This is a genomic window from Chroococcidiopsis sp., assembly GCF_051657925.1.
Taxonomy (GTDB): Bacteria; Cyanobacteriota; Cyanobacteriia; order Cyanobacteriales; family Chroococcidiopsidaceae; genus Chroococcidiopsis.
This window is the reverse complement of the sequence record NZ_JBOFLP010000299.1, coordinates 1-19058: the sequence shown is the minus strand read 5'-3', so window position 1 is coordinate 19058 and position 19058 is coordinate 1. Positions and strand designations below refer to the sequence as shown.

Here is a 19058-nt window from a genome sequence, read left to right as displayed (position 1 = left end):
AGTATGCTTGAGCATCAAAGCTGGTTGACTTGGCTCCAAGAGAGTGCCTTGTCTGTGGCAATGCGACAGTGGGCGTGGCTCTATCCAATTGTCGAAACTTGCCACATTATCAGTTTTGCCATTCTAGTTGGAGCGATCGCCATGTTCGACCTGCGGTTGCTCGGCTTTTCCCGCCATTTACTAGTCACCGATCTAGCAGGACATCTTTTACCCTGGACTTACATCAGTTTTGGCTCTGCCCTCTTGACAGGTTTCCTCTTATTTGCGTCTGAAGCGGAAGCGATCGCGGCTAATCCTGCCTTTCGCGTAAAGCTAGGAGCGATCGCCTTTGCTGGGATGAATGCGGCTGCATTTCACGTATATTATTCTAGGACAATTCAGTGGTGGAATCGAGGTGTTCGAGCGCCAATAGGAGTGAGAGCGATCGCGATCTTCTCCCTGTTGCTCTGGGCTGTGGCGATCGTTTGCGGTCGTCTGATTGCTTATATTTGATTCGTCATTTGTCATTGGTCAAGAGTCATTTGTTGACTGACAACTGTTCACTGGTCACTGGTCACTGGTTACTGCTCACTGATTACTGCTCCCTGCTCCCTGCTCCCTGCTCCCTATTATTAGGCAACCAAACGGTAAAAACAGAGCCTGTACCCAGAGTCGATTCAACCTCAATCCGACCTTGGTGGAGTTCGACGAGTTGCTTAGTCAAAGCTAAACCCAGTCCCGTCCCGTCGGAACGACGCTGGTAAGGAGAATCGAGTTGTTGGAATTTTTCAAAAATCAGAGGTAAATGTTCTTCAGCAATGCCAATTCCCGTATCTTCTACTTGAATTACGGCAAAGTTATTCTCGCTCCAAATTCTTAAAATCGCCTCTCCGCCCTCAGGAGTAAATTTAATCGCGTTACTGAGTAGATTCCATAAGATTTGACTGACTCGTTGGGGATCGGCAAAAAGCCGATAGTCGGGAGAGATTTTGAGATCGAGCATGAGATTAACTGCTTGGCGCGTTGCTCGATCGCTTAGCGATCGCAAACTGGCTTCCGCTAGTTGCGCTAGAGCAAATTCGCTTAAATTTAAAACTGCCTTGCCTGACTCGAACTGCGTCAGTTCTAAAATGTCGTTGATGAGTGCTAGAAGATGTTCGCCACTATCGTGAATTGTTTGCAAGAACTGACGTTGGCGCTGACTCATTTCTCCTAAGGGCCAACGTAGTAAGGTAGATGACATCCCGATGACACTAGTAAGGGGAGTGCGTAATTCATGGCTCATCGTAGCAAGAAATTCACTTTTAGCACGGCTAGCTGCTTGAGCTGCAAGTAGAGCATCATGCAATGCTTGTGTCCGCTCGATTACTCTTTGTTCTAGGGTTTGTTTTTCCAGCTTCAGCGATCGCATTAACTCTTCTTGATAGATTGCGATCGCCAGTTGTTCCGCTATTCGCCGCAGTAAATTTTTCTCATTTTCCTGCCAAGAGCGCGGTTCGTAGCATTGGTGCGCGATGAGTAAACCCCAAAGTTGTTGCTGAAATACAATTGGAGCGATTAGCTTGGCTCGTACCTGAGTTTTCTGCAAAAAGGCAAGCAAGCAAGACGATAAAACATAAGCTTTGTCAACATCTGCGATCGCCAGCGTAAAACCTTGGCGATATTTCTCCCAACACCTAGAAGAAGGAATAAAGCAGTTCTCTTCTCTGTAGTTCAACACGGAATTGATTGACTCGCTAGCACGGGCTTCGTAGATGACACAGCCTTGAGTGGAGAATTCGGAATTCCGAATTAATTTTGAATTTTGAATTTTGAATTTTGAGTTGCTCCCTGCTCCCTGCTCCCTGCTCCCTGCTCCCTGCTCCCTAATAAATAATTCTTGCTGCTCAAATTGATAGACTACTAGGCGATCGACTTGCAAAAACTCTCGTACTCGTTCTACTACATTTGAGATGATGATGGGTAATTCCAAGCTTTGACGGATCTGAGTCGTCACTTGGTTGAGCAAACGCTCGTGGGCAATTTGTTGGTGCAAAGCCTCTTCTACAGGTTGGCAGACCGAAACAAAAGGGTAAATCAACTCTTGTTCGTCATTTTGGTGCGAGCTTGAGGCTAGCACGGATAGTAACATTAACGTAAATTTCCCTTGAAGGATAGCGTTGTTGGGTTGAATGACTTGGCTGTATCGAGCTAAAGTAGCGCGAGCCAGAAAATTATCTTCTAAGCAGCCGTTTAGGTGTTGCAAAAATTGGGCGATCGCTTCTGGCTCAAATGTTAATTTGGCATTGAGTAATTCTGAGTTTCGCTCTTGCAGAGTAACGTAAGCTTCTGTATCAAATTCTGAATTGACTGAGTTTGAAATTATTGACTCTTTCAGTGTAAGTTCTTCTCTCTGTCTCCTAGCTCCTGTCTCCTGTCTTCTTTCTGCTACTAGCAAAGCGCTAAATTGTTGTGACACGACTAATGTAAACTTATCTGTTGCTTCAAGTCGTGTCGGAATTGAAACCAGTGCTTCTTCCGTAACTATCAAAGCTTCATTTCCCAATTCTTGAGCCATCTGTTGAAGAAGTTGCCCTAATTGCTGAAAAATTGTCAGGGGCAAAAGTTGATGGAAGCTCAAGTCCTGAGAACTAGACATTTTCGCAGATTGAGATAGATAAGATTTGGATGATAGGCTAAGAAAGTTTTCCCATGCAGCTTAACCACTAGTCTAAGCCGAACAGAGAGTTATATGCATCGTATCAGTACCACCCCTGGAGATTGGAATCCTCAAGCTAATGGTGTCGCTTTATTTGCACAAACTCCAGCTCCTTTGGTGTTTCTTAGTGCTACCGATACCGATATTCAAACTTTGGCAGCAGCAGTGACTCAGTTACCGAGGGACTTTCCCACTTTTCGAGTTGCTAATTTGCTGCAATTACAGCAACAAATTGTTATAGATACTTATGTAGAAGACGTTTTAGAAAAAGCTCAAGCTATTATACTACGGCTTTTGGGGGGACGATCGTATTGGTCTTATGGTTTAGAAGTGGTGCGGGAAACAGCACGGCGGACTGGTGCAGCACTGATAGTTATCCCAGGAGATGACGCGATCGACCCCGATTTAGTCGCACATTCGACTGTTCCGTTAGCAGTGGGAGATCGACTGTGGCGATACTTTCTAGAAGGTGGAGTAGAAAATGCCGTCAATGCTCTGCTATTCACTGCCGATGTCTGCCTTCATACTTCATACAATCCTCAACCTCCACAGGTGGTTCCGCGTGTAGGGTTATATGGGTGGAAGTCGGGAGTTGGAAGCAGGGAGCAGGGAGCAGGGAGCGCTTCGGTGCAGGGAGCAGGGGGAAGAGCAGCTCAGGAGCTGAGGGAGCTGAGGGAGAAACAACTACCAACTACCAATTACCAGTTACCAAAAATTGGCATTCTGTTCTACCGCGCTCACTATTTAGCAGGTAATACGGGTGTAATTGACGATCTTTGTCAAGCATTAGTAGCTAGAAATCTGTTACCAGTACCAGTTTTCGTTTCTTCGCTACGCGATCCACAAGTGCAAGCAGATGTCCTATCTTACTTCCAGCCTAAAGATGAGGCAGAAATTCAAGTTTTATTAAATACAACGAGTTTTTCTCTAGCACGTATTTTCTCGACTCCCGACTCCCAACTCCCGATTCCCGCTAACCTGTGGCAACAACTAGACATACCAATACTGCAAGTTATTTTTAGTAGCAGTTCAATTTCAACCTGGGAGACAAGTTCTCAAGGGCTATCGCCACGGGATATCGGCATGAATGTGGCACTACCAGAAGTGGATGGGCGCATTATTAGCCGTGCTGTGTCGTTTAAAGCAGTACAGAGCTGGAATGCAGCTTTAGAGACGAATGTAGTCGTTTACGAGTCGGTGCGCGATCGCCTTGAATTTGTGGCTGAACTAACTCAGCGTTGGGTGCAGCTGCGTTCTCGTCCGCCAGCAGCACGCAAAATCGCTCTCATTTTAGCAAACTACCCCAATCGTGACGGACGTTTGGCAAACGGAGTTGGATTAGATACCCCTGCTAGTTGTATAGAAATTCTCAAATCGCTCCAGCAAGCGGGATATCAAGTAAAAAATCTACCGCAAACTGGAGACGAACTGATCCAACGCCTGACATCTGGAGTGACAAACGATCCTGATAGTCAGTTGCGATCGCTTTCACAGCAATTGAGTTGGCAAGAGTATCAACAATATTTTGCCACCCTTCCTGAAGCAGTGCAGCAGGGGATTGCTAGTCGGTGGGGGAAAGGGAGCAGGGAGCAGGGAGCAGGGGGAGCAGGGGGAGAAAAACCACGCGCCACTCACCACTCAAATACCAACTACCAACTACCAACAACCAACAACCCATTACCAATTCCAGGCATTCAACTCGGTAACGTCTTCGTGGGTATTCAACCAGCACGGGGGTACGATCGCGATCCGGCGTTAAATTACCACGCGCCTGACTTAGAGCCACCGCATACTTATTTGGCTTTTTATTATTGGCTGCGACAGCATTTTGGTGCTGATGCGATCGTACATGTAGGCAAGCACGGTAATTTGGAATGGCTTCCAGGTAAAAGTGTGGCGCTATCAAGCCAGTGCTATCCCGAAATTGCTTTAGGTGCTATGCCCCATTTCTACCCGTTTATCGTCAACGATCCTGGGGAAGGTTCGCAAGCAAAACGCCGCGCCCAAGCAGTGATTATCGACCATTTAACGCCTCCGATGACGCGGGCAGAACTCTACGGAGCGCTGCACCAATTAGAAGGTTTAGTTGACGAGTATTACGAAGCCCAAAGTTTAGATCCGACTCGATTGCCAGCCATTGGCGATCGCATTTGGCGATTAATTGTTCAGGAAAATTTACACTTAGACTTGGGCATGGAGCGGGAGTCGGGAGTCGGGGGAAGAGAGCTGAGGGAGCTGAGGGAGAAAAACGCACCACGCACTACCCAACTACCAACTACCAACTACCAACTACCAATTAACCAACTCGACGGTTATTTATGCGAACTCAAAGAAGCTCAAATTCGCGATGGTTTGCATATATTTGGACAATGCCCGCAAGGAGAACAATTACGAGATTTAATTGTGGCGATCGCTCGTCAACCTAATTCTTACCAGCCAGGGATTGCCCGCGCAATTGCTCAAGCCTGGGAATTAGATTTCGATCCTCTCACGGCAGATTTCAGCACTCAACTTTCGGAGACGAGCGCTCAAATTTTATCAGCAAAAACTGAAAAACCCTGTCATACAATTGGCGATGCGATCGAGGTGTTAGAACAATATGCGGCTGAGTTGGTGGAAGTCCTAATTGAGGAGTCGGGAGTTGTAGGGGCGGGTTTTTTTGAAGCTCCTTGTGAAAAACAAACAGTTCTGCCATTAAACCCGCTCGTACAGGAATCGGGGAGAAGAGAGCTGGAGGAGGTGGGGGAGAAAAACCACGCACCACGCACCACCCAACTACCCATTCATTACCCATTACCCATTACCAATACATTAATCTGGATTCGCGATCGCCTCTTACCCGCTTTAGCACAAACTCAACAGGAAATTACCAATTTACTACGCGGTTTGGATGGGCGCTATGTTCCTAGTGGTGCATCGGGTGCGCCGACGAGAGGTCGTCCAGAAGTATTACCAACGGGAAAAAATTTTTACTCGGTGGATATCCGCGCCATTCCGACAGAAACAGCATGGGATATCGGACGTAAAGCAGCTGAAGCTTTAATCGAACGCTACACGCAGGAAAACGGAGAATATCCCAAAACTCTTGGTTTGTCGATTTGGGGAACTTCTACCATGCGGACTGGAGGAGATGACATTGCTGAGGCTTTGGCTTTATTGGGAGTGCGTCCGGTATGGGATGGAGTTTCTCGGCGGGTGGTGGATTTTGAAATTTTGCCTCTATCGGTGTTGGCGCGTCCGCGCGTGGATGTGACCTTAAGAATTTCTGGTTTTTTCCGCGATGCTTTTCCTAATTTAATCGATTTGTTTGATAGTGCCGTTATTGCCGTGGCGCAGTTGGACGAACCGCCAGCCCAAAATCCCCTTGCTGCCAAGGTGAAACACGAAACCCAGTTTTGGTATTCGGCGGGATTGACACCCGAACAGGCAAAAGAGCGATCGCTTTACCGTGTTTTTGGTTCTAAACCAGGGGCTTATGGAGCTGGGTTACAAGGATTAATTGAAGCGCAAAATTGGACGGGCGATCGCGATTTAGCCCGTGCTTATATTAATTGGAGTTGCTACGCTTATTCCCGTAACTCAGAAGGACGAGCCGCCCCAGAAGCGTTCGAGCAACGTTTGGGTGAAATGCAAATTGTCTTGCACAACCAAGACAATCGCGAACACGATCTGCTCGATTCTGACGATTACTATCAATTTCAAGGTGGTTTAACTGTTGCCGTGCGTGCCGTTCGCGGTAAAAATCCTCAGACATATTTTGGTGACAATTCTATTCCGGCAAACCCTCGCATTCGTCATTTAAAAGAAGAAATTGCCAAGGTATATCGTTCTCGCGTCGTTAATCCGAAATGGATTGCGGGGGTGATGCGTCACGGTTATAAAGGGGCTTTTGAAATGGCAGCGACGGTAGATTATTTATTTGCCTACGATGCTACAGCTGATTGCGTGGAAGATTATATGTATCAAGGCATTGCCGAAGCTTATTTATTCGATCCAGCCGTCCAAGACTTCGTGCAACAAAAAAATCCTTGGGCATTACGAGATATGGCAGAAAGGTTAATTGAAGCCAAGCAGCGAGGATTGTGGCAAGTGACACCAGAGATTATAGATAAGTTACGAGCGATCGCCCATCAAGCTGAAGGAGCGATCGAAGAAAAGTAATTGGAACGGAATTAAAAGCGTTGCACTAGCTTTTCGATCGTCTTTTTCATCGTCCGTAATGGATCGATCTGTATTGCCCAAACAACGCTGGATAAGGCTTGAGACTTTTGCCCCATCCGATAGGACATCAGGGCGTGATCGTAGACAAAATTCGCAAACATCTGCGGGTGGGCGCGAAAAACTGCCTGATGCTTGTCAATCAAACGTTGAAAACTTTCCTGACGCAAATTCGTATTGCGCGACACTCGCGCCCCTGGATGCTCGTAAAGTTGATAGGTAACAATAGGTAAACCCAAGATCGAACAGACGGGATTTAGCCGCAGAAAAAGTTCGGTATGGACGCGGGAACGAAACGTTTCATCCCAGCCTCCTATCTGTAAAATCGCATCCCGTTCCACCACTAAAGTTTGTTTGGTGTTGTAAGATTTGCCTGGTTCCAAAACTTCTAGAGCAAAATGACAGCCACGGGGACGACTGGGAGGCGGGAGGCGAGTTTCTAGAGTTTTTCCTGTATCATCTACCACGTCGATCCCAGAAATAACGCCGACAGGTGGAGGTAAAGTTGCTTTAGCGATCGCCTCTAAGGAGACATCTGCCATATGGGGTAAAAGACAGTCATCGTCATCTAAATAGGCAATCCAGCGCCCTTGCGCCGCTTCCGTACCTACATTCCGCGCCCCCGCACCCCCGCGAGCCTGAGATAAACGAATTATTCGCAAACGCGGATCTGCTGGTAAATCCACCGGTTGGGTGGAAGCATCATCAACGACAATCACTTCGAGATCTGCCATTGTTTGGGATAAAGCACTTTGCACTGCGCGCGGTAATAGCTGCGGGCGATCGCGTGTCGGTATGATGATACTGAGTTTTGGCATCATAACTAGGGGCGAGGAGTGAGGGATGAGGAGTAAGGGAAAGAAAGAGGGGACAAGGGAAGAATAACTACAAACGACAAATGACTAAGAAGAAAAAATCAATGCTTCCATCCATTCCCAAGAGATAAAAACTCGTTCTCCCTCTTTATAGGGGCTAGTTCCGCGTCGCCGCAGTTCCGTGACGTGGAAATTGAGTCCGATCGCATTCACTAAATAACTCGTAGCATAACCGAGGTATTGACTTTGAATAATTGTGGCTGCATAACCAATATTGGCGTGATTTAGGCAAATATTTTCTGGACGCACGACTAATCGTACTGCATTACCAGGAGAAATCGCTGCGGTCGTTCCTTCAACCACTGTTCCTTCAACAATTGCTGTCTCGCCAATTTGCACTCTTCCTCGCTGCCCATCTACACTTAACAACACGCCATCAAGAAAATTTGCCCGTCCGATAAATTCAGCAACGTATAAGTCGGCAGGCTGTTCGTAGACTTCTAAAGGCGTGCCGACTTGTAATAGCTTGCCAGATTTCAAAATCGCCATGCGATCGCTCAACGCTAGAGCTTCTTCTTGGTCGTGGGTGATATAAATAAAGCTAATTCCCGTCTGACGTTGGAGTTGTTTCAATTCCTGCCGCAGTTCCATCCGAATTTTGGCATCCAAAGCTGAAAGCGGTTCGTCTAAAAGTAATACGTCAGGGCGATCGACAATTGCCCGTGCTAAAGCTACCCGTTGTTTTTGTCCGCCGGACAGTTGGGAAGGTAGCCTCTGCGCCATTTCTGCGAGTTGGACGAGTTTCAAAGCTTCCGTAACTCGTTGGCTAATTTCTGCCACAGGCGATCGCTTTGCCTGCAAAGCATAACCCACATTCTCAAATACCGATAGGTGGGGAAACAAGGCGTAGTCCTGAAACACCGTATGGACATTACGCTTATAGGCAGGCAGACGATTCACATCTTTGCCCCCAATGTAAATACAGCCAGTATCGGGGGTTTCAAAACCGCCAATTAGCCGCAGTAAAGTTGTTTTTCCCGAACCAGAAGCCCCTAGCAGCGTGAAAAATTCTCCTTGCTGCACGTCGAGACTGACAGACTGCACGGCTTGGACTTTGCCGTAAATCTTACTGACGTTTTCTAAAGCAACTTGAATCACGCTAGATGTTAATTGTCAATAGCTTATCGTATTACTCTACACCTGATGAATTGGTAGCTGGAATGGCAATAACAGAGATAATTTTCTCATTATCCTTAATTTCGCGGAGGCGATCGCCCGTGCCTTCTTTACCCCATTTGCCTACTTTATCTACCGGTAAGCGCACGATCCGCTGATTGCTGGTGAGCAAAGCGACCTCACTTATTGTTGCCGATACAATTCCTGCCAGCCGATCCGATTTGCTGCTAAAAGCTAAAGCTTGAGTTGGAATATCACCGCGATTGCCTTGACGCAACACATGGGCGGGTATTCGCTTTGCATATCCTTCTTGGGTGACGAGCAACAAATTAGTTTTGAGATCGTCTATTGCCACTCCGCCAACCATTTCTTCTTGTTTTCGCAGCCGCAAGCCTTGCATTCCCATTGCCGTCCGTCCTAGAATTGGCAACTGCTCGTCATCTATACCAAATCTTAACAACCTACCTCCTGCTGAAGCGAGGATCAAAAATTGTCCTGGCTCGATCGGTTGCACGCCTAACAAGCGGTCTTCATCCTTAAACTTCACCACCGTCAAACCGCGATTGGTCAGATTTTGTAACTCCGATGCAGCTAAGCGCTTCACTCTTCCTAATTGAGTCATGAACAGCGCTTGGATGTTTTCTGTTTCTGCGGGTAATAGCAGTTGAGTCACAATACTTTCCGTACTGTTAGCAGCCGATCCTGGCAGCAAACCAATCAATGGCATACCCCGTAGCGATCGCCCGCTACTAGGAGGAATATCGCCCACCTGCAACGGGTAAACCTTTCCACCACTGGTAAACACGACTAAATTCTCATCTGTCTTAGCGGTTGCGGTTTGAATCACAAAGTCATTTTCCATCAAACCGTTGTCTGACTTCGGCTTCCTTCCGGGCTTATTACCATTAACAGCTAACCTTCTGACATACCCTTTTTGGGTAAACTCCAAAGCAACTTCTTCTGGTGGGGTGTGGGGTGTAGAGTATGGGGTATGGGGTGTACCCTGTTCCTCTACTGCTTCTTGAGTGCCAATGCGAGTCCGGCGAGAGTCGGCAAATTTACGTCTGAGCGATCGCAAATCTTTTTTCAATGCCTTTAATAACTCGTGGCGATCGCTTAACAACCGTCGCAAAGTCTGGATTTGTTCGCTGAGAGATTCAAATTCAGTTTGCAGGTTCTTTTGTTCCAAACCCGTCAGGCGACGCATGGGCATTGCTAAGATTGCATCGGCTTGGGCTTCGCTCAATTGCAACTCATTTTGCAGGGTGATTTTAGCCGTACTACCATCGCTTGCCTGCCGCAAAATTGCAATGACTTCATCCAAGTGGGATAAAGCTGTTAGCAACCCTTCTACCAAATGCGCGCGACTTTCGGCTCGATTCAAGTCGTGAGTGTAGCGCCGAATCAGAGTTTGTTCGCGGAAACTTAAAAATTCCTGTAATAGCTGTCTTAAGGAAAGTTGGCGCGGTTGTCCGTCTACTAAAGCGAGGAAAATTGCCCCAAAATTTGTTTGCAGGGAAGTGTGATGGTACAACTGGCGCAAAACAGCCTGCGGATCGGCATCTCGTTTGAGTTCTATCACCACCCGCATCCCTTGGCGATCGCTTTCATCTCGCAAGTCGCCAATGCCCTCAATCCTACCCTGATTAACTAATTCTGCGACTTTTTCGATCCAACCTGCTTTATTAACTTGATAGGGTAATTCTGTCACGACGATTGCTGTCGTGCGGCGCGATCGCTTGACTCCGGTTTGAATTTCTTCAATTTGAGCAATCCCTCTGATGGTAATACTACCCCGTCCAGTGGTGTAAGCTTCGCGAATTCCCGTATTGCCAATAATTTCGCCCCCAGTGGGAAAGTCGGGTCCAGGAATTAACTCAAATAGCTTGTCGTCCGATAATTCTGGTTGGTCGATCAGGGTAACTAAACCATCGATGATTTCTCCCAAATTGTGGGGAGGAATATTTGTCGCCATCCCCACAGCAATTCCCGACGCACCGTTGAGCAATAAAAACGGTAGTTGGGCTGGTAATACGACTGGCTCTTGTTGGGAATTGTCGAAGTTGCCGATAAAATCAACCGTTTCTTCGCCAATCTCAGTCAGCATCGCCTCATTACCAACTGGTGCGAGGCGAGTCTCGGTGTAACGCATTGCTGCTGGTGGGTCGTTATCTACCGAACCGAAGTTACCGTGTCCCGCCAGCAAGGGATAGCGGCTGGAAAAGTCTTGTACGAGACGGACTAAAGCATCGTATACCGCTTGATCGCCGTGGGGATGGTACTTACCGAGTACGTCACCTACTACCCTGGCGCATTTACGATAAGGGCGATCGGGAGTTAAACCCAATTCATGCATGGCATATAAAATTCGCCTGTGAACTGGTTTTAAGCCATCACGCACGTCTGGTAATGCCCGCCCTACAATTACGCTCATGGCATATTCCAGATAAGACCGTTGCATTTCTATATGCAGGGCTGTGGGAATCACCTGTCCCGCTGGGAGAAGGTTTAATTGTTTTGCCATGAGTGATGTTTCCTAGTTGATAACGACAAACGCTAAAAATTTAATAGTATCTTTACAAAGCTTACCCTCAGCATCCTAATTTATTTGCTTACAAAAAGATACTAATAGTAGCCGATGAGTAATTCCCAGTATTATTCTGGATTAGCGACGATCTCGCTTAGATTTCAATTTACCCACTCCTGTTTTTTCGCTTTAAGTATGCAATTCTACTAAAGGAAAATTTTATTCGTACCTTAACAACAGCCAGAGAATGCTGTCATAGCTTACGTCCGCTGTCAATTTAATATGCAATCTCCTGTAACAAAGTTATGATGAAAACCGTTTTGATTGTAGAGGATGACCCTATAAATGCTCGCGTTTTTGCCAAAATTTTGACAAAACGTGGTGGCTTGGAGACAAAGCATACGGAAAATGTAGAAGAGGTCATGGAGATTGCGACATCTGGACAAGTCGATATTATTTTGATGGATGTTTCTCTTTCGCGCAGCGTTTATCAGGGTAAAGCCGTGGACGGGATCAAGATTACCCAAATGCTGAAGGCAAATCCGCAAACTGCTAAGTTACCAATTATCCTCGTCACAGCCCACGTCATGGAAGGCGATCGCGAAAACTTTCTGCGCCAAAGCGGTGCAGACGGTTACATTTCAAAACCAGTTGTGGATCACCAGCAGTTTGTCGAACAAATTTGGGCGATGCTGCCAAAGGAATAGGGAGCAGGGAGCAGGGAGCAGGGAGCAGGGAGCAGGGAGTGAGTTGCAGTCCTTGAACTCTCTGTTTTTTATCTTAATACAGATGTACTAAATAAAAGTACGAAAACAAGCCGCGATCGCGACTGAGCGCGATCGCGGCGAAGAAAACATGGCAAAGGATGAAGTCGCAAGTCAAAAATTTCCTCTTCTCCCTACTCCCTGCTCCCTACTCCCTGCTCCCTACAAACTTCCCAACACTTCCCTAGCAGCGGCTAAAGTCTGCTCTACATCTGCATCGGTGTGAGCTAAAGAGGTAAAGCCAGCTTCAAATTGAGAAGGCGCGAGATAAACTCCCCGCTCTAACATCCCGCGATAGAAACGGCTGAATTTGATTAAATCTGCCTTTTTAGCGTCTTCGTAATTATGTACTGGTCCTTCGGTAAAGAAGAAGCCAAACATTCCGCTAATTTGCCCGCCACAAGCGGCGTGTCCTGTTTCTTGAGCAACTTGCAGCATTCCATCAGCTAACTTTTTCGTGATGCGATCGAGCGCTTCGTATGTCCCAGGCTTTTGCAGTAATTCCAATGTTTTAATCCCTGCTGTCATCGCTAAGGGATTACCAGAAAGCGTTCCAGCCTGATAGACGGGACCCGCTGGGGCAATCATGGACATGATATCTTTGCGTCCACCGTAAGCGCCTACAGGCAAACCGCCACCGATAATTTTACCCAGCGTAGTTAAGTCAGGAGTGATGCCAAATCTCTCTTGAGCGCCACCGTAGGCAATGCGAAAGCCTGTCATTACTTCGTCAAATACGAGCAATGCACCGCGATCGCGGGTAATTTCTCGCAATCCTTCCAAAAAGCCCGCGTCGGGAGAAATAAAGCCTGCATTACCGACAACTGGCTCTAAAATGACCCCTGCAATTTCATCAGGGTTTTCTTCAAATAAAGCTTTGACTGTTTCTAGATCGTTGTAAGGCGCAGTGAGAGTGTTGCTTGTAGCAGATTTAGGCACTCCAGGGGAATCTGGTAAGCCGAGGGTAGCAACCCCAGAACCAGCTTTAACCAGAAACATATCGGCATGACCGTGATAGCAGCCTTCAAATTTGATAATTTTATCTCGTCCTGTAAAAGCTCGCATCAAGCGCAGGACTGCCATACAAGCTTCCGTACCGGAGTTGACGAAGCGTACCATTTCAATGCTAGGGACGGCATCAACGACCATCTCCGCTAGCACGTTTTCCAAAACAGAAGGCGCGCCGAAGCTCGTACCTTTTTCTAAGGCGGCGTGTAAAGCAGCGATCACCTCTGGATGAGCGTGTCCGCAAATGGCGGGACCCCAAGTCCCGACATAATCGATGTATTTATTGCCATCTACATCCCAAATGTATGCTCCCTCAACGCGATCGAATACGATCGGCTGTCCGCCTACAGATTTAAAAGCTCGGACTGGAGAACTAACGCCTCCAGGCATGAGTTTCTGAGCAGCGGCAAAAATCTCTTCTGATTTGGTGGTTTTAATGCTGGTATTAACCAAGGTTCTCTCCTAAGTTGAATATTAAAACTCTGTCTTTTGGGGTTTGTGCGCTCAATTCACAACACCTAATGTAATAAATTACACGATAAAAAAAGAATAAAATTATGTTATACCGAACCAATCAAGATTTACCTGCGGAAATCCGCGATCGCTTATCTGAAGCAGCACAAGATTTATATCGAGCTGCTTACAATTCAACCATCCAATGGTATGGAGAAACAACACAAGCTCATAAAGCAGCTCTAACTGCCGTAAAGATCTATTCTGCCAGAAATTTAGTCACAAGTGTTTAGAGTTTAGAAGTGAGTAGCAAGTAGCGAGCAATGGTAAGAAGCCAGAGGCAAGGGGTAAGGGGTAAGAGGTCATAGGTAAGAGATAATTAACTAGTTACTCAACCACTAACTCCTCTTCACTACTCCCTACTCACTCTCTTTATGTCCTCCAATCCAGAATTAAATTCTTTTGCTCAAGCTATTCCGTTGGATAAAATTCGCTACGACGAGCGGGGGTTAGTACCAGCCATCGTCCAAGATTATTTGGATGGTACGGTGTTAATGCTGGCGTGGATGAATCGCGAGTCGTTGCAAAAAACTTTAGACACGGGGGAAACTTGGTTTTGGAGTCGTTCCCGTACAGAACTATGGCATAAAGGAGCAACATCAGGACACATCCAAAAAGTGCGATCGCTCCGTTATGATTGCGATAGCGACGCAATTCTCATCAGTGCCGAACAAATCGGTGATATTGCTTGCCATACGGGGGAACGGAGTTGTTTTCACCGCGAAGACGGACAGATTGTTCCACCATCAGCAGACACTCTGTCTCAGTTGTTTGCCATCATTAGCGATCGCCGCGATAATCCTCAAGAAGGTTCTTACACCTGCAAGCTCTTAGCAGGGGGAGACAATAAAATTTTAAAGAAAATTGGCGAGGAGTCGGCTGAGGTAGTGATGGCATTTAAAGACGACGAACCAGATGCGATCGCGGGGGAAGTAGCCGATTTGCTATACCATACTTTAGTCGCCCTAGCATATCACCACGTCGATTTGAAAGACGTTTACCGCAAACTCCAACAGCGCCGCCGTTAATCAGTGACCAGTGACCAGTAAATAGGGTGTGGGGTGTGGGGTGTGGGGTGTAGTGAATTTTGAATTTTGAATGCGTGAATTTTGAATCGCTCCCTCATCTGGGCGATTCTCCCTCAGCTCTCTTATCCCCCGACTCCCGACTCCCTAACAACTGAATCAAGCGGTTCTCCACATCCCCATTCTCGTTCTTGCCGCAGTTACAAAAGCGTGAAAGATCCGATATTGGGATGAATCTTGAATAGACATTTCAGGATGCCATTGTAGCGCGATCGCCCAAGGATGATTTTCGTGTTCTAAGGCTTCGATGACTCCATCTGGTGCTTTTGCCGCAATCCGCCACTCAGAGGGAATAGTACCAACTGCTTGATGATGCCAAGAAACGACAGGTACTTCTAACGTACCGACAATTTGGGCTAGGTGAGTATCTGGAGCAATTTTTACAGTATGCTCGGTAGAAAGCGTTTGGTCAGCTCGATGGGCTATAACTTCGCCAAACTCATCAGGCAAGTGAGGAATCAGGCTACCACCAGTAGCTACCACTAATATTTCTAAGCCGCGACAAATACCCAAAATTGGTATTTCAGTAGCCAAAGCCAATTGCGCTAGAGAAATTTCCGAGCGATCGCGTTCTGCGTCGATATTGTAAATCGTAGGATGACACACCCCATTATACATGTCGGGATCGATATCACCTCCACCAGAGAAAACCAAACCATCTAACTGAGCAAACACGGCGGCTAGGTTAGGTTCTCCTGCTGGAATTAGTATCGGTACGCCTCCTGCTGAGCGTACTGCTTCTACATAGAATTTAGATAGAGAGAAATTACCGGTAAGCATCTGTCCCGATGTGGTGATGCCAATGAGAGGTGGCTGAAACTGCATCGTGCGTTTTACTTACTGTTTTTCTAATTTGAGGTGCGATCGCGGCATTCTGCTATTCTGCCATCCCTGTTGCTATTTTGCCCGATCGCAGTCGCTAAGTTGGTAACGCTGCTTACTTCCATATAGCTGTATGGTGGGCATTGCCCACCTTATTTTAAAACTCGGCACTTAATGGCGCACGGGGGAAGGGAATGACATCGCGAATATTGCCCATACCTGTCATAAACTGGACTAACCTTTCAAACCCTAAACCAAAGCCAGCATGAGGTACAGTACCGTAACGGCGCAAGTCTAAATACCACCACAGCTCGTCAGGATTGATATCTTGAGCTTGCATTCTTTTTTCCAAAACTTCTAACCGTTCCTCCCGTTGAGAACCGCCAATAATTTCGCCGATTTTGGGTGCGAGAACGTCCATAGCACGAACGGTTTTGTCATCGTCGTTCACCCGCATATAAAAGGCTTTAATCTGCTTCGGATAATCGGTAACGATAACTGGTTTTTTAAATAATTCTTCTGCTAGGTAACGTTCGTGTTCTGACTGTAAATCCAATCCCCACTCCACCGGATATTCAAAAGTTTTTGTTGCCTTTTCTAACTGGGCGATCGCCTCTGTATAAGTAATTCGTTCAAATTGATTGTTGATAATATTATCAGCCGTTGCCAACACAGAATCATCAATTCGCTGATTGAAAAATTCCATATCTTCTGGACAAGTTTCTAAAACATATTTGAAGATCTGCTTCAAAAACGCTTCTGCTAAATCCATATTCCCAACTAAATCGCAGAAAGCCATTTCTGGCTCTACCATCCAAAATTCTGCTAAATGTCGGGAAGTATTAGAATTTTCTGCCCGAAATGTAGGACCAAACGTATAGACGTTGCTAAACGCCATCGCCATGACTTCAGCCTCTAATTGTCCGCTGACAGTTAAAAAAGCTTGTCCGCCGAAAAAATCTTGGCTGTAATCGATTTTGCCATTTTCAGTCTGCGGAATCTTCTTGAGATCCAAACTCGTAACTGTAAATAGTTCCCCCGCGCCTTCGCAATCGTTACGGGTAATCACAGGGGTGTGAACCCACAAAAAACCCCGTTCTTGAAAGAACTGATGGATTGCTGTCGCACAGGCATTACGGACGCGAAAAACTGCCCCTAATGAGTTGGTACGCGATCGCAAATGTCCAATTGTCCGCAAAAATTCAAATGAGTGGCGTTTTTTCTGCAATGGGTATGTTTCGGGATCGGCATCACCAAACACTTTTACGGTTTCGGCTTGCAATTCAATTCTTTGCCCTTTACCTTGAGAAGGCACGAGTACGCCGCTAATTTCTACCGAAGCACCAGTATTAATCTGCTTCAGAGTTGCTTCGTAGTCTGGCATTTCCGCCTTCAGTACCGCTTGCAAACTTGCCAAAGACGATCCATCGTTCACTTCTACAAACGCAAACCCTTTCAAATCGCGTTTGGTGCGTATCCAACCCTGAACCGTCACAGACTCATCTGGTTGTCCGTTGCGTAAAATTTCAATAATGCGTCGCTTCATCATTTTAGGGAGTAGGGAGTAGGGAGTAGGGAGTAGGGGCGAGGAGTGTTAGCGAAGCGGGACGAAGTCCGGAGCGAGGAGTGAGGGGAATTCAAAATTCAAAATTCAAAATTCAAAATTCAAAATTTACCAACTCTGGTCACTAGCCGCTAGCCACCAGCCACTCACTACACCCCACACCCGCATCGATCGCACCACTTTCCTACTCCCTACCCAGTAAAAGACTTCAATATCCAGCCTACAATAACTCCTAAGCCACCGAAGCGGACAGCTTGCCAGAAAGGGGCTTTCAGGCTTCCCCAAGAAAATAATTGGCTTTCGAGGTTGACTTCTATGGTTTCTAGCTGTGCTTGAATTTGCTTTAGTTCTGCCTTTAACTGTACTTTTGAGTGTGGCGATCGCGATCGCTCGATGTCTCGCTTAACCTGTTTTAATTGCTGCTGGAGTTCTGCTTGCTGCTGTTGGTCATGTTTGACTTGAGCGTAGCGTTGTTTCAGGGCGACAAGCGATCGCTCAACTTCTGCGATTGAGTTTTCCAACTCATCCTCTGATGGTGCAGGTGATTCTGGTGGCTGTGGCGGTTGCATCGATATTTGTTAGATTAGCGATCGAAACTAATATGCCCACCAGTATGCTTCAACCTACCAAGTTGGATCGAAAATCATCGTTAAGCGAATTTAGCACGCAGGAACTAGCCCAAGCTTTGATGGAAAGATTGTCGATCTCGCCTGATGAGTGGCACAAGCTTAAGTCTAATCGTAAAGCCAGAGCTAACGAACAAGCAGCGGCGGCGATCGTCTTTTTACTGAAAGACCAACCAGAAGAAGCATTACCAAGGTTACAACAGGCAGTTGGCTGGTTAGACCGCTCGATCTCTGCCCCGCCTTGTCCCACTCATCAAAAAGGGGTGAGGGGCGAGGAGTGAGGGGTGTGTGGGAGGTGTGGGAAGTGTGGGAAGTGTGGGGTGTAGTGGATTGTTAACTGCTCGCTGGTCACTGATAACTGCTCCCTACTCCCTGCTCCCTGCTCCCTAATTAAGCAGAGGTAAACGGAAACGGCTACCCATCTGCTTACCAAGTCTAAGTTCTGTGCCAGCTGCGTTCCAAATTACGCGATCGAATATTTTGTATAAAATACAAGTACCGCGACCGTTCTCCGATTCTACTGAGGGCAAATATGCTTCTGGATCTGGGTTGCAATCGCACGGACGGTCAAAACCACAGCCCTGATCGGAAATGATCCACCAATAATGGTCGTCTGTGTAAGAAAATCGGACGATAACAACCTTACCGGGATCTAGCTTGTTCCCGTGTTTAGCTGCATTAACTAGTGCTTCCTGCAAACCCAGGCGTAATTCTGCTTGCAACCGACCCGGTACTTCTGCTAAGAGTAAATCGAGGATAGAACACAAATAGAGCGTAGAGGCAAAGCTAATCGTACTCCAGTTACGCCCAACTGGACGCGATGAGATAGTAATCACTACAAAAAACTCCGTAGCTTCCGGCTATTAATGACACGAACTTGCTGAGCGACAAACATAACGAATTAACAAACGCTAGGTACGATTTACTTCGTTTGTATGCATTCAAAGCAAACGTTGCTGACGTGCAATAGCTGAAAGAACTACTGCGAAGCTATAAAAAACTTGCGCGTACGATTTGCGATCGCCACTCCATATAGACAACCAATCGAGCGAATCCAGCCTTTCTTCCTCAACAGCATATAGCCCCTTGGATATCTGCCAACCTTCAAAAACAACAGCCAACCTTGATATATGCGTTATATATGCGTTGACTGTATTTTCACTTGAATTGTATTGATCGAGATTAAAATTGGCAGCTGCCTCTTAATCAATATTAGCATCTTTGTTATCTTCTATCCTACACATTTATGCGGATCTATCGTAA

At 46.6% G+C, this 19058-nt stretch carries 15 protein-coding genes; 6 read left to right on the top strand and 9 right to left on the bottom strand.

Annotation, left to right across the window (positions count from 1 at the left end; translation table 11 throughout):
• Positions 1 to 3 precede the first annotated feature (3 nt).
• A complete protein-coding gene (locus tag ACRC32_RS24305) occupies positions 4 to 492 on the top strand; it encodes a hypothetical protein (protein ID WP_438556384.1) in 489 nt (162 codons plus the stop codon).
• Positions 493 to 574: 82 nt separating this feature from the next.
• On the opposite strand, the gene ACRC32_RS24300 is transcribed toward ACRC32_RS24305, so the two are convergent.
• Positions 575 to 2617 carry a GAF domain-containing sensor histidine kinase gene (locus ACRC32_RS24300; RefSeq protein ID WP_438556383.1) on the bottom strand — a complete coding sequence of 681 codons (2043 nt, stop codon included), beginning with the start codon at positions 2615 to 2617 and terminating at the stop codon, positions 575 to 577.
• Between the two features lie 93 nt (positions 2618 to 2710).
• Between ACRC32_RS24300 and cobN the strand changes: the two genes are divergently transcribed.
• Complete coding sequence (gene cobN / locus ACRC32_RS24295) at positions 2711 to 6838, top strand: cobaltochelatase subunit CobN (RefSeq protein WP_438556382.1); 4128 nt, start codon at positions 2711 to 2713, stop codon at positions 6836 to 6838.
• Positions 6839 to 6849: 11 nt separating this feature from the next.
• Here the strand turns inward: cobN and ACRC32_RS24290 are convergent, their stop codons facing one another.
• The 3 genes from ACRC32_RS24290 to gyrA all read right to left on the bottom strand — a co-directional run bounded on the left by ACRC32_RS24290 (position 6850) and on the right by gyrA (position 11410).
• Positions 6850 to 7713: a glycosyltransferase family 2 protein gene (locus ACRC32_RS24290; protein ID WP_438556395.1), complete on the bottom strand. Its 864-nt coding sequence runs from the start codon at positions 7711 to 7713 to the stop codon at positions 6850 to 6852.
• Positions 7714 to 7797: 84 nt separating this feature from the next.
• A complete protein-coding gene (locus tag ACRC32_RS24285) occupies positions 7798 to 8868 on the bottom strand; it encodes an ABC transporter ATP-binding protein (protein ID WP_438556381.1) in 1071 nt (356 codons plus the stop codon).
• A 31-nt stretch (positions 8869 to 8899) separates the two neighbouring features.
• On the bottom strand, positions 8900 to 11410 hold the full coding sequence (gyrA, locus tag ACRC32_RS24280) for a DNA gyrase subunit A (RefSeq protein WP_438556380.1): 2511 nt from the start codon (positions 11408 to 11410) through the stop codon (positions 8900 to 8902).
• Positions 11411 to 11721: 311 nt separating this feature from the next.
• On the opposite strand from gyrA, the gene ACRC32_RS24275 reads away from it, so the two are divergent.
• Positions 11722 to 12120, top strand: a complete 399-nt coding sequence (locus tag ACRC32_RS24275) for a response regulator (protein ID WP_039717305.1) — start codon at positions 11722 to 11724, stop codon at positions 12118 to 12120.
• Between the two features lie 219 nt (positions 12121 to 12339).
• Here the strand turns inward: ACRC32_RS24275 and hemL are convergent, their stop codons facing one another.
• Positions 12340 to 13638, bottom strand: coding sequence for a glutamate-1-semialdehyde 2,1-aminomutase (gene hemL, locus ACRC32_RS24270; RefSeq protein ID WP_438556379.1), 1299 nt, complete (start codon positions 13636 to 13638; stop codon positions 12340 to 12342).
• 104 nt (positions 13639 to 13742) lie between these two features.
• Here hemL and ACRC32_RS24265 point away from each other — a divergent pair, with 104 nt between their 5' ends.
• Together ACRC32_RS24265 and hisIE are read left to right on the top strand one after the other, a co-directional pair.
• Positions 13743 to 13931, top strand: a complete 189-nt coding sequence (locus ACRC32_RS24265; RefSeq protein ID WP_192158008.1) for a ChaB family protein — start codon at positions 13743 to 13745, stop codon at positions 13929 to 13931.
• 141 nt (positions 13932 to 14072) lie between these two features.
• The gene (gene hisIE, locus ACRC32_RS24260; RefSeq protein ID WP_438556378.1) at positions 14073 to 14726 is read left to right on the top strand and encodes a bifunctional phosphoribosyl-AMP cyclohydrolase/phosphoribosyl-ATP diphosphatase HisIE; all 654 of its coding nucleotides are present in this window, start codon (positions 14073 to 14075) and stop codon (positions 14724 to 14726) included.
• Positions 14727 to 14882: 156 nt separating this feature from the next.
• Here the strand turns inward: hisIE and ACRC32_RS24255 are convergent, their stop codons facing one another.
• The 3 genes from ACRC32_RS24255 to ACRC32_RS24245 all read right to left on the bottom strand — a co-directional run bounded on the left by ACRC32_RS24255 (position 14883) and on the right by ACRC32_RS24245 (position 17738).
• Entirely contained in the window at positions 14883 to 15608 is a 726-nt protein-coding gene (locus tag ACRC32_RS24255; protein WP_438556377.1) for a gamma-glutamyl-gamma-aminobutyrate hydrolase family protein, read from the bottom strand.
• Positions 15609 to 15762: 154 nt separating this feature from the next.
• Positions 15763 to 17154: an asparagine--tRNA ligase gene (gene asnS / locus ACRC32_RS24250; RefSeq protein ID WP_438556376.1), complete on the bottom strand. Its 1392-nt coding sequence runs from the start codon at positions 17152 to 17154 to the stop codon at positions 15763 to 15765.
• Positions 17155 to 17360: 206 nt separating this feature from the next.
• Positions 17361 to 17738 carry a DUF2203 domain-containing protein gene (locus ACRC32_RS24245; protein ID WP_438556375.1) on the bottom strand — a complete coding sequence of 126 codons (378 nt, stop codon included), beginning with the start codon at positions 17736 to 17738 and terminating at the stop codon, positions 17361 to 17363.
• Between the two features lie 44 nt (positions 17739 to 17782).
• Between ACRC32_RS24245 and ACRC32_RS24240 the strand changes: the two genes are divergently transcribed.
• Positions 17783 to 18076: a DUF6439 family protein gene (locus ACRC32_RS24240; RefSeq protein WP_438556394.1), complete on the top strand. Its 294-nt coding sequence runs from the start codon at positions 17783 to 17785 to the stop codon at positions 18074 to 18076.
• 105 nt (positions 18077 to 18181) lie between these two features.
• Here ACRC32_RS24240 and ACRC32_RS24235 read toward each other — a convergent pair whose 3' ends face one another.
• On the bottom strand, positions 18182 to 18631 hold the full coding sequence (locus ACRC32_RS24235; protein ID WP_438556374.1) for an ATP-binding protein: 450 nt from the start codon (positions 18629 to 18631) through the stop codon (positions 18182 to 18184).
• Between the last annotated feature and the right edge of the window lie 427 nt (positions 18632 to 19058).